This window comes from Confluentibacter flavum (assembly GCF_002843175.1).
Classification (GTDB): domain Bacteria; phylum Bacteroidota; class Bacteroidia; order Flavobacteriales; family Flavobacteriaceae; genus Confluentibacter; species Confluentibacter flavum.
In genome coordinates this window covers 24580-35625 of the sequence record NZ_PJEO01000053.1, presented here as the reverse complement: position 1 = coordinate 35625, position 11046 = coordinate 24580, and the positions used below count along the sequence as shown (strand labels likewise).

Below are 11046 nucleotides of genomic sequence, written 5' to 3'. Positions count from 1 at the left end.
TTTAAATTTTATCAAATTTACCAAAAATTGGTAAAAATTCCAAATCTGACTCGTTTTCTCAAAATATGTGGTAAGGTGTATGTGTATCTTAAGTTAGCCTTATCAAATATAAAGTTATAAATTAAGTATCAAATCAGAAAGAACAAAAAGAGAGGATTAAGGTTATTTCGTGTATTGAGACTGCGATCTCGTTTTCCATGACAATCCCCTCTCTTTGCTACTATTATTTCGAACAGTTCTGTGAGACTTTAGATCTCGTTTTTAAGATGCAGAAAAGCTAGTAGACCACTTTTTTCGTAAACTTCATACAGATGAGTGAAAATACAAATTATTTCGGAATAGACATAAGTAAAGATGTCTTCGATGTTACGGGATCAGATAGTAAGCATTATCAGTTTAAAAATGACCTATCCGGTTTTAAAAAGTTTTTGAGATTAACCAACAAGTCTTCTCATTGCGTGATGGAATCTACGGGAGTTTATCACTTACGCCTATCCTATTATTTATATGAAAAAGGAGTCGCTGTAAGTGTTGAGAATCCTTTGTCCATAAAACGCTTTATCCAGATGCGATTGACAAAAATAAAAACAGACAAAAGAGACTCACATATGATCTATGAATATGCCGTAAGCTCTGGGGCTGAACTTCGTCTGTGGAAAGGCCAGAGTGGCACTCAAATAGCTTGTTCTCAAATCATAGGCCTGACCAACTTATATACAAAACAAGCGACAGCACTTAAAAACAAGTTACAGACAGAAGAGTCCATGGGTTCTCCCTGTGGCAATGTGGTAAGGTCACTAAAAAGGAGTTTGAAATACTTGAAAAACGAGATAGATAAACTAGAAGGTTCATTACTGGAGTTGGTAAAACAAGACAATCAAGATCTACTTACACGGGTGGAGAGTATTCCTGGAATAGGGAGAAGGTCAGGTATGTTATTGATTGTTCTGACAGGAGGTTTTGAACGCTTCAACAAAGCTTCAGAGCTTTGCTCTTTTGCAGGTCTGACCCCTATGATAAGACAGTCAGGTAGCAGTATAAGGTCTAGACCAAGGATAAGTAAAATGGGAAATAGACGATTAAGAAAAACATTGTTCATGTGCAGTCTCTCTGCCAAGAAACATAATAAGGCATGTCGAGACATCTTTAATAGAATTGTAGCAAAAGGAAAGAGTAAAAAAGTAGCATTGATAGCTGTCTGTAATAAGCTTTTAAAACAAGCATTTGCCTTAGCAAAATCAGGGTTGATATATGATCAGAACTATAGAAGTGTTTTAGTGAATTTAAATTAATAATTACTTGTTTTTTAACACAGTTCTTGGATAGTTGCGTGTTTGAGGCGAGGATTATCCGAAGGAAAATCGGAAGCCAGCAAACACGCAACAACCTTTATGTTAGCTAAAACTAGCATTTTTTATACATGGTGTTTACCATAGGCTTTTTTTGTTAATACTCTAATTCTATTCCGTATTCACTTGCTTTTGAGGATAAAAACATTATTTTCTCGTTATATTTATCTTCCATTCCAAGTTCCGAAATTCCATTTATTGCGTTGTCAAACATTTTCTCTAATGCTATATAATAATTTTCATCCCAATATCCAAAATCTTCAATAATTTCTAGACAACAGCTTACATAATGTAATTCCAATTCAACATTAAGTTCCGTGATATTCATTTTGCTAACTGTGCGAATTATTTTTCGAGCTTCTGTTTCACGTAAATCCAAATTTCTCCCATTTGGATAAATATATTTCTCGATTTCTTTTTTATATTTTTCTGTCAGCTGTTCTATGTCGCCCGTTGTGAATATGTTCAAGTAGTTTTTTGCGTCAGGAATTTTTTTATACATCTCCAAAATCAGTTTAATGATTTCAGTTTTGGTCATTTGGTTCAACTCCTTTTTCAATTCTCTAAGTGCCATATTTAGCTCTATGTCGGTTTTTTTTAGCTTGTGGCTAACTTGATTATATCCGGAACTTTCATCTGCTAATCCAACCAATGTGGCAGGATAAGCAGAAGTTTTTAACATGTTTTGTCCTTTTATATTTTATTCATTTTATCATAAAAAATTAATCAAACAAACTTTGGTGTTAAACTATCAATACCCTCCACGAATATGATTATGTATCTGTGTTTTATACAACTCTATCAAAGCAGCATGCACTTCTGGGGACAACCCTTGTAAATGGGATACTTGGGCATTAGAAATGACTTGTTTTGGTGAACTCGCTCCAGGAATGATGCTACTAACCGCTTTATGGTCTAATATCCAACGCAAAGCGAGTTGAACCATGGTTAGGTTGTTTGGCAATACATTATTTTTGATAAGCTCTACCAACTCCAATCCTTTTTCAAATGGCAAGCCTGCAAAGGTTTCACCAACATTAAAAGCCTCTCCGTTTCTATTAAAGTTTCGATGATCATCTTCTGCAAACGTTGTTTTATTATCAAACTTACCTGATAATAAGCCACTTGCCAATGGCAATCGCACTATAATACCAACGCCTTTTGCTTCTGCTTGCGGAAATAATTCAGTTACCAACTTCTGTCTAAAAATATTAAAGATGACTTGTAATGACAGTAATCCTTCTTGTTCCATACAAACAAGACCTTCTTCTACGGTTTCAACACTCGCGCCAAAATGTTTAATGAGTCCTTCCTTTTGTAAATCGCGAAGCCAGTTAAAAACAGCACCGTCCTTTAAGTATTGTGGTGGTATGCAATGCAGTTGTAATAAGTCTAAAGAGTCAACACCCAAACGCTCCAAAGAGCCTTCAACCGTTTGCCTCAACACATCTTTTGTGTAGTTGTTTGGATACGCATTTCCTGCCCTACCAAATTTAGTAGCGACACGTATTGGGGTGTCACAGGTTTTTAAAAATTCGCCTATTAAGGTTTCACTTTTTCCGTCGCCGTAAACATCAGCCGTATCAAAAAACGTGATGTTATTTTTAACGGCTTCATTTAAAATATTAAAAGCGGCGTCTTTAGAGATATCAATACCCCAATTGCCTCCTAATTGCCAACAACCTAAACCCACTTCACTAACATTAAAACCGTTCGTTCCTAATTTTCTAATTTTCATATAATAATTTCAAAATGTTTATTAATAATAGTTTACAACTTTTAATCGTACAAAAAGCTTATAAAAACGAAATTATAAAGCTTTCAAAATTAAAAATTATAGATTTAACTTCTTAATCAGAGCTAAATATATAAACTATGAAACCATTAATGGTACTTTTATTAATATTCTTTGCCAGCACTAAAATCTGTAATGCGCAATTTATTTCGGGAGATGACAAATTGCATTTTGGCACTGGGGCTTTAATTTCAGCTACCACTTATGCCATGGTTTACAGCATTACTAAAAATAAGAAGAAGGCTTTTTGGTATAGTTTAGGAACATCAACCCTTGCTGGCTTTGCCAAAGAAGCTTATGATGGTACCCAAGAAAATAATAAATTCGATACAGGCGAAATGATAGCGACCTCTTTAGGCGGCTTAACAGCAACAGTCACCATTAATTTATTTGTCGGAAACCGAAGAAACAAGCGTGTATCGTTTGTTCCTATTGAATAGCCTTGTATCTTTAAGGTATGGAATTGAATCTCCCAAATAACAAAAAACTAATTCTCTTTGATGGCGTTTGCAACCTTTGTAACGCTTCGGTGCAATATATAATAAAGCATGATAGAAAAAACATGTTTCTTTTTGCGGCATTGCAAAGCGAAATCGGGAAATACATTATTAAAGCTTATCATATTGATACGAATAAAACAGATTCCATTTTACTTTATACGCCAAAAAAAGGCATCGATTACAAATCTACGGCCGCTTTAAAAATAGCGAGTCATTTAGGATTTCCAATTAATGTAATGAGTGTGTTTCTTATAATACCCGCTTTTATCAGAAATTGGGTGTATGATTATATTGCCAAAAACAGATATAAATGGTACGGCAAAAAAGAATCATGCATGATACCAACCCCAAAATTAAAAAGTAAGTTTTTGGGATAGGACTAATCGTTGACCAAGCTTCCCCATTCTGTCCACGAACCATCGTAAACCGAGATATTTTCATATCCTGAAATTGAAGCCCCTAAAGCTAAAACGCAGGCCGTAATACCTGAACCACACGAAAAAATAAGTTTATCTTCTTTATTCGCCACTTTGTGAAATTTAGATTCAATGGCTTGTTCTGGTATCAATTTGTTTTCATTTAGCAAATCCTCATAAGGTAAGTTCATGGAATTTGGTATGGTTCCCATTCGTAATCCAGCTCTTGGTTCTGGTTCCAAACATTTAAATCTGGCTTCAGATCGTGCATCAATTATGAGATGTGATTTTTTTTCGGAGGCTTCTTTTACCTCATCAAAAAACGTCATCAATCCAGATTTGTACTTTGCCACAAAATTTCCTTTTTTTATGGTAGTTTTTGCTTTTATTTCTGTTTTATAACCACTTTTAATCCATTCAGGCAGGCCACCATCTAAAACCGCTACATTGTCATGACCCATAGCCTTAAAAAGCCACCAAACTCTCGCACTTGAATAAATACCTTTATCATCATAAACTACAATTGCACTATCCGTATGTATTCCCAATTTTTGTGCTTCTTTTGTGAATTGTTCTTCGGATGGAAACGTAGTTGGAAATGGTGCAGATACATTACTAAAAACGTCTTTTAAATCAAAAAAGCGTGTGCTTGGTATTTGGACTTCTGAAGCACCTAAAGATGGATTAACGACTTTTTTAATAGAACCATCCAAAATGACCAAATTATCATTATTTAAATGATTAAAAAGCCATTCAACTGAAACGGTAGGGTGTTTAATTAATAGTTTCGACATGACATTACTTTTAAGAATCCAAATCAAAGGTTTTTGATGGGTCTTTTATATCTTCAAAATGAAGCATATTTTCGCCATCAGCAATAATGGAACACACAACAGAATCTCCGGTTACATTAACAACTGTTCTGAACATATCTAAAATTCTGTCCACTGGAAAAATAATGGCTATCCATGCCGGATTTAACCCTACGGAATTTAAAACAACAATCAGCATTACTAATCCAGCACTAGGAACAGCTGCAGATCCAATAGATGCCAAGGTCGTGGTAATTACAATGGTTAATTGCTGACCAAATGTTAAATCTATCATGTGCAATTGCGCCAGAAAAATAACAGCTACTGCTTGATATAAGCTCGTACCATCCATATTTACGGTGGCACCAATAGGCAATACAAAACTGCTGACTTTTTTATCCACACCCAAATTCTGTTCCACACATTCCATAGTTACAGGAAGTGTTGCGGCACTACTTGAAGTTGAAAAGGCTAAGGTTTGTGCCGGTCCCATGGCTTTAAAAAAGCCCAAATACGGTATTTTTTTTACGAATAGCTTTAAAATTCCGGGATATACTACAAAAATCATGAGCAGTAACCCAATTAAAACGGTCAAGGAATACCAGCTTAATCCTTTAAAAATCTCTATAACTTTCCCTATATCATTTCCTGCCATTTTACTAACCACGCCTGCCAGCAATGCAAATACAAAAAATGGTGCTGCTTGCATCACCAAATCGACCATTTTTAAGAATACCTCATTAATGCCATCCACAATATTTAAAACAGGTTGTGATTTTTCGTTATCAATAAAAAGTAAGCAAACTCCAAAAAACAAAGCGAAAAATATGATTTGGAGCATCAGTCCATTGTTGGATAAAGCAGCGACAAAGTTCTCCGGTACAATATCAACCAAAGGTTGTAACGGTGACACTTGTTCCTGATTTTTTACATTTTCAATCTTATCCGAAACCGAAGCTTCGCTAAGTTGTGCGTTTGATAGTTTAGAAATTTCTTGAACTCTATCCTTTAAATTTGGATCTTGTAAATAATTGATACCATCCTTAACCTCGTGTCCTTCAGAAGCTGCCCAAATTTCGTAATTTATTCTATTATCAATTCTACTGTCTTCATCTATAAGTTTCCCTGGTTTTATGACATTAACCAATAGCAATCCTAAAGAAATAGCCATAACGGTCGTTAAAAGATAAATAAGCAAGGTTTTTCCACCCATGCGTCCTAAACTAGCAGGATCACCAATATTAGCAACACCACCAATAATAGAAAATAACACTAACGGAACGGCAATTAATTTTAAAAGGTTAATAAAAATAGTGCCAAATGGGTCTATCCAATTTATGGTAAAAGCGCTCCACCCTAAAGAACTGGATAGCAATGCCCAAATAATCCCAAGGGTCATTCCTATTAATATTTTCCAATGTAGCGCTAGTTTTTTCATATCCTAAAGTCTTGACGTTTGAAGTATGCTGACTAAGATATTAATAAATACTGAAAAACGTAATCTTAATTATGTAGTTTACCGCTTATGTAAAAAAGCAGGAACGAGCGACTAATGATAGAGCTTATTGATTAAATAAAAATCGGCCAATACCAAAGCTGCCATAGCTTCTACAATCGGTACCGCTCTAGGAACTACACAAGGGTCATGACGACCTTTACCATGCATATCTACGACATTGCCTTGGTTATCTATGGTTTCTTGGCTTTGCATGATGGTGGCGACTGGCTTAAAAGCGACATTAAAATAAATATCCATACCATTACTAATGCCTCCTTGAATACCACCTGACAGATTTGTTTTGGTTGTACCATCGGCATTAAAAATATCGTTGTGCTCGCTACCTTTCATTTTAGAACCTTCAAAACCACTGCCATATTCAAATCCTTTTACGGCATTTATGGATAACATGGCTTTCCCTAGCTCTGCATGCAATTTGTCAAAAACAGGTTCGCCTAAACCAACAGGGACATTTTTAATAACACATCCCACAGTACCCCCAATGGTATCACCTTCTTTACGGATTTCCTTAATCCGTTCAATCATTTTGTCGGCTGTTTCAGTATCTGGACAACGTACAATGTTTGATTCCGTAAGGGTAAAATCCAATTCGTTAATCGGTTTGTTTAGAACAATATCGCCTACAGATGATACATAAGCGTAAATTTTAACATCTTTTAAAAGTTGTTTAGCAATAGCGCCTGCTACCACTCTGCAAACGGTTTCACGCGCAGAACTACGTCCGCCACCACGATAATCGCGCACGCCATATTTTTTATCATAAGTGTAATCGGCATGACTTGGACGATACACATCTTTTATATGCGAATAATCATTGGATTTCTGGTTGGCGTTTTCAATAATAAAACCAATGGGCGTTCCTGTTGTTTTGCCCCCAAAAATTCCTGATAAAAACTTCACCGTATCTGGTTCTTTACGTTGGGTAACAATTTCAGATTGTCCCGGTTTTCTTCTGTTAAGGTCATTTTGTATGGCATCAATATCAATATCTAATCCAGATGGACATCCATCAATAACACCTCCCAAAGCAACACCATGAGACTCCCCAAATGTGGTAAGATTAAACAGTTTTCCAAAAGAATTTCCAGCCATAAATTATTTTTTTTGCTAAAGTAAATCTAATATTAGAGATAGAAAAATGAAATTACAAAAAGCCCAATAATTAAACCCCAATAAGATGTCATAACAATTACATAACCATATACTTATAAATAGTTAATTTAAAATTAAAGATTAGGTAATGTTATAATGCGTTCTTTGTAAATGACGTAAAACTTAACCTTGATAATCAAAAGAAAATTAGAAATTGCCGTTATTTCCGATGTACATTTGGGAACCAACGAATGCCATGCCAAAAAACTATTCAATTACTTAAATAATATTGAACCTAAAAAGCTAATTCTAAACGGTGATATTATTGATGTTTGGCAATTTAATGAGCATTATTTTCCTAAACATCATCTTAAAGTTATCAAAAAAATTATGGATATGGCCGCCAATGGTGTGGAGGTTATATACATAACAGGCAACCACGATGAATTATTAAGAAAGTTTAGTGGTACAACAATTGGCAATATTTCAATTGTTGATAAAAAAGTATTAACGCTTGATGGCAAACAAGCATGGTTTTTCCATGGTGATGTTTTTGATATTTCTATTAAAAATACAAAATGGGTGGCCAAATTAGGAAGTTACGGATATAACATTCTCTTATTCATAAATAGATGGTATAATTTGCTTTTAGAAAGGCTAGGAAAGGAAAAATATTCCAAATCAAAAAATATAAAGGATAACACAACAAACTCTTCCAAGGCTATAAATACGTTTGAAAAAGTAATCTCTAACCTTGCCATAGAAAACGGTTATGATTATGTAATTTGTGGACACATACACCATCCAAAAATGGAAATAAAGGAAACCAAAAAAGGCTATACCCTTTATTTGAATTCTGGTGATTGGACAGAACATTTTACGGCTCTAGAATACCAATTTAAACGTTGGAAACTTTACCATTACAATAAAGATAAACTAGCACCTTTTTTTGTTGATGAAGATGTAAACGATTTACAAGTAAAAGATTTAATAGCCGCCATCACTATCTTTAAACAAGAAAAACGATTATAAATACCATTCCATTTAATTTATTCCATTTTTAAAATGCCTCATTAGTATTTTTGCTAATTAAATCGTCAAACAGTCATAATGTAGTGAACATGCATAATAATATACATTTGTAATGCTTAAATTGAATTTTAGCATTATTTTTGCAATGGTATAACGAATAATAAAATCAAATCTTTTTTATTATTTCAAACGTATATACTCAAAAACATAAACACTTAAATTATGAAGAAATTACTTTTATTTTCCATTACACTATTAGGTTTTGCATTTTCATCAAATGCGCAAGAAATTTCAAAAAATGCTCTTGGTTTAAGATTAGGAGATAGTGATGGCTTTGGTGCAGAAATATCATACCAACACGCACTAGGTGACAATAACCGATTGGAATTGGATCTAGGCTGGAGAGATGGTAAAAACTATGATGGTTTCAAACTTGCTGGTTTGTACCAATGGGTATTTCCTTTAGAAGGGAATTTTAATTGGTATGTTGGTGCTGGTGGTGGATTAGGCTCTTTTAGTTTTGATAACCAAAATGGAAATGAATACAGCGACACCTTTTTCTTCCTTGCTGGAGATATTGGTATAGAATATAATTTTGACATCCCATTATTGCTTTCATTGGATTTTAGACCAGAATTAGGTTTTGGAAATGATTCATATAATAATGATGATTTAGATTTTGATATTGCCTTAGGTATTCGTTATCAATTCTAATAAGTAAAACTTATATATTTTAAAAGCGCCCATCAAGGCGCTTTTTTTATGCTTATATTTGATTTACAAGATGAAAAGCATATTGAATGGATAATTATAATACATACAAAATACCAGAAAACACTAGAATAGGACACGTACATTTGAAAGTGGCTGACTTAAATCGTGCATTAGACTTTTATTGTGGTTTACTAGGTTTTGAAATCATTACTAGATATGGTCCTGATGCGGTTTTTATTTCGGCTGGCGGTTATCATCATCACATTGGCTTAAATGTTTGGCATAGTAAAAACCAACCTCCTGCCCCAAAACAATCTGTTGGATTATTTCATACTGCCATATTGTATCCAACAAGAAAGGACCTAGCAACCATATTTAAAAGGCTTTTGGATAATAACTATCCATTAACAGGCGCAGCAAATCATGGCGTTTCTGAAGCGTTGTATTTAGATGATCCTGATAAAAATGGCGTAGAGCTTTATTGGGATAGGCCTAAAGAAGCATGGCCCAGAAAAGCAGATGGCTCTATAGATATGTTTACAAAGCCATTAGATTTAAATGATTTGCTAAATGAAAATGATTAAAAAAACACTGTTTATCAAAATCATAAACAATAAGCAGCATTCTTAATTTGTTCTATAACGCCAAACACTTTTTTAAAGTATCCTCATAAATAGATTCATATTTCGGTACAATTTTGTGTAAATCGAAGATTAAAGCTTGCTTTCTGGCATTATTTTTAAACGTTTTTAATCTTGTGGCATCACTTAAAATATATAATGCATTCTTTGTCATTTCGTCCACATCACCAACATTGCTTAAAAAACCAGAAAAACCTTGCTCGTTTACTTCGGGCAGACCTCCTGTATTGGTTGAAATTACGGGTACACTTGATGCCATAGCCTCTAATGCAGCCAAACCAAAGCTTTCGGTTTCTGATGGTAATATGAATAAATCACTAAAACATAAAATCTTATCAATTTCGTTACTTTTTCCAAAGAAAATCACCTTATCAAAAATACCTAATTGTTTACATTGTCTTTCTACCTTTTCTTTTTCAGGTCCCTCTCCTACCAACATTAATTTAGCGGGCATTTGTTTTTGAATATTATAAAAAATAGTGATGACATCCTGAACACGCTTTACTTTTCTAAGGTTGCTAATATGTGTAATTATTTTTTCATTATCCATAGCCATCATACCACGTTGACAGTCTGTAAACATGTGATTGTATTTATCTAAATCAATAAAATTTGGTACGACGTGAATGTCCTTTTTTATATCGAACAATCTTAGTGTATCATCTTTTAAACTTTGTGACACGGTCGTTACGGCATCTGATTTGTTGATACTAAACGTTACTGCTGGTTTATAAAATGGGTGGCTACCAACAAGCGTAATATCTGTGCCATGTAATGTAGTAACAATAGGTACATAAATGCCTTCTTCTTGCAGCATTTTCTTTGCCATATAACCTGCGTAGGCATGAGGAATGGCATAGTGTACATGTAATAATTCTATACCATGAAGTTTCACCATATCTACCAATTTGCTAGATAAAGCCAGTTCGTAAGGCTGATAATGAAACAACGGATATTCTGGTACATTTACCTCATGGTAGTGCACATTATTGCTCAATAACTCTAGCCTTACAGGTTGGTTATAGGTAATAAAATGAATTTCGTGTCCGCGTTTAGAAAGCTCTAAACCAAGCTCAGTAGCTACTACACCACTACCTCCAAATGTTGGATAACATACAATACCTATTTTCATCTGTTTATGCTTATTTGCTTTTTAATGTTCAGATGTAACATCAT

General features: G+C 34.2%; 12 protein-coding genes. 6 read left to right on the top strand and 6 right to left on the bottom strand.

Annotated features, from left to right (window positions below; genetic code table 11):
- Positions 1-311: 311 nt before the first annotated feature.
- Complete coding sequence (locus CSW08_RS15415; RefSeq protein WP_106660766.1) at positions 312-1292, top strand: IS110 family RNA-guided transposase; 981 nt, start codon at positions 312-314, stop codon at positions 1290-1292.
- A gap of 154 nt (positions 1293-1446) precedes the next feature.
- Here the strand turns inward: CSW08_RS15415 and CSW08_RS15410 are convergent, their stop codons facing one another.
- Positions 1447-2031 carry a DUF6155 family protein gene (locus CSW08_RS15410; RefSeq protein WP_238987286.1) on the bottom strand — a complete coding sequence of 195 codons (585 nt, stop codon included), beginning with the start codon at positions 2029-2031 and terminating at the stop codon, positions 1447-1449.
- Positions 2032-2100: 69 nt separating this feature from the next.
- Positions 2101-3087, bottom strand: a complete 987-nt coding sequence (locus CSW08_RS15405; protein WP_106660765.1) for an aldo/keto reductase — start codon at positions 3085-3087, stop codon at positions 2101-2103.
- 137 nt (positions 3088-3224) lie between these two features.
- Here CSW08_RS15405 and CSW08_RS15400 point away from each other — a divergent pair, with 137 nt between their 5' ends.
- Together CSW08_RS15400 and CSW08_RS15395 are read left to right on the top strand one after the other, a co-directional pair.
- Positions 3225-3584 carry a hypothetical protein gene (locus tag CSW08_RS15400; protein ID WP_106660764.1) on the top strand — a complete coding sequence of 120 codons (360 nt, stop codon included), beginning with the start codon at positions 3225-3227 and terminating at the stop codon, positions 3582-3584.
- A gap of 17 nt (positions 3585-3601) precedes the next feature.
- Positions 3602-4021, top strand: a complete 420-nt coding sequence (locus CSW08_RS15395; RefSeq protein ID WP_106660763.1) for a thiol-disulfide oxidoreductase DCC family protein — start codon at positions 3602-3604, stop codon at positions 4019-4021.
- A gap of 2 nt (positions 4022-4023) precedes the next feature.
- On the opposite strand, the gene CSW08_RS15390 is transcribed toward CSW08_RS15395, so the two are convergent.
- From CSW08_RS15390 to aroC, 3 genes are all read right to left on the bottom strand, one after another.
- Positions 4024-4854, bottom strand: a complete 831-nt coding sequence (locus CSW08_RS15390; RefSeq protein ID WP_106660784.1) for a sulfurtransferase — start codon at positions 4852-4854, stop codon at positions 4024-4026.
- A gap of 10 nt (positions 4855-4864) precedes the next feature.
- The gene (locus CSW08_RS15385) at positions 4865-6310 is read right to left on the bottom strand and encodes a dicarboxylate/amino acid:cation symporter (RefSeq protein WP_106660762.1); all 1446 of its coding nucleotides are present in this window, start codon (positions 6308-6310) and stop codon (positions 4865-4867) included.
- Positions 6311-6421: 111 nt separating this feature from the next.
- On the bottom strand, positions 6422-7483 hold the full coding sequence (gene aroC, locus CSW08_RS15380) for a chorismate synthase (RefSeq protein ID WP_106660761.1): 1062 nt from the start codon (positions 7481-7483) through the stop codon (positions 6422-6424).
- Between the two features lie 192 nt (positions 7484-7675).
- Between aroC and CSW08_RS15375 the strand changes: the two genes are divergently transcribed.
- From CSW08_RS15375 to CSW08_RS15365, 3 genes are all read left to right on the top strand, one after another.
- Positions 7676-8515 carry a UDP-2,3-diacylglucosamine diphosphatase gene (locus CSW08_RS15375; protein WP_106660783.1) on the top strand — a complete coding sequence of 280 codons (840 nt, stop codon included), beginning with the start codon at positions 7676-7678 and terminating at the stop codon, positions 8513-8515.
- 222 nt (positions 8516-8737) lie between these two features.
- Positions 8738-9229, top strand: a complete 492-nt coding sequence (locus tag CSW08_RS15370) for an outer membrane beta-barrel protein (protein ID WP_106660760.1) — start codon at positions 8738-8740, stop codon at positions 9227-9229.
- 86 nt (positions 9230-9315) lie between these two features.
- The gene (locus tag CSW08_RS15365; protein ID WP_106660759.1) at positions 9316-9813 is read left to right on the top strand and encodes a VOC family protein; all 498 of its coding nucleotides are present in this window, start codon (positions 9316-9318) and stop codon (positions 9811-9813) included.
- Positions 9814-9865: 52 nt separating this feature from the next.
- Here the strand turns inward: CSW08_RS15365 and bshA are convergent, their stop codons facing one another.
- Positions 9866-11002 (bottom strand): N-acetyl-alpha-D-glucosaminyl L-malate synthase BshA, encoded by a 1137-nt coding sequence (bshA, locus tag CSW08_RS15360; protein WP_106660758.1) that lies wholly within the window; start codon positions 11000-11002, stop codon positions 9866-9868.
- Positions 11003-11046: the final 44 nt, after the last annotated feature.

Bases quoted from the DNA above. Each gene is read 5' to 3' on its own strand.
- CSW08_RS15405 (WP_106660765.1), bottom strand. From the start codon at position 3,087: ATGAAAATTAGAAAATTAGGAACGAACGGTTTTAATGTTAGTGAAGTG.
- bshA (WP_106660758.1), bottom strand. From the start codon at position 11,002: ATGAAAATAGGTATTGTATGTTATCCAACATTTGGAGGTAGTGGTGTA.
- CSW08_RS15390 (WP_106660784.1), bottom strand. From the start codon at position 4,854: ATGTCGAAACTATTAATTAAACACCCTACCGTTTCAGTTGAATGGCTT.
- CSW08_RS15395 (WP_106660763.1), top strand. From the start codon at position 3,602: ATGGAATTGAATCTCCCAAATAACAAAAAACTAATTCTCTTTGATGGC.
- CSW08_RS15370 (WP_106660760.1), top strand. From the start codon at position 8,738: ATGAAGAAATTACTTTTATTTTCCATTACACTATTAGGTTTTGCATTT.
- aroC (WP_106660761.1), bottom strand. From the start codon at position 7,483: ATGGCTGGAAATTCTTTTGGAAAACTGTTTAATCTTACCACATTTGGG.
- CSW08_RS15400 (WP_106660764.1), top strand. From the start codon at position 3,225: ATGAAACCATTAATGGTACTTTTATTAATATTCTTTGCCAGCACTAAA.
- CSW08_RS15410 (WP_238987286.1), bottom strand. From the start codon at position 2,031: ATGTTAAAAACTTCTGCTTATCCTGCCACATTGGTTGGATTAGCAGAT.
- CSW08_RS15415 (WP_106660766.1), top strand. From the start codon at position 312: ATGAGTGAAAATACAAATTATTTCGGAATAGACATAAGTAAAGATGTC.
- CSW08_RS15365 (WP_106660759.1), top strand. From the start codon at position 9,316: ATGGATAATTATAATACATACAAAATACCAGAAAACACTAGAATAGGA.
- CSW08_RS15385 (WP_106660762.1), bottom strand. From the start codon at position 6,310: ATGAAAAAACTAGCGCTACATTGGAAAATATTAATAGGAATGACCCTT.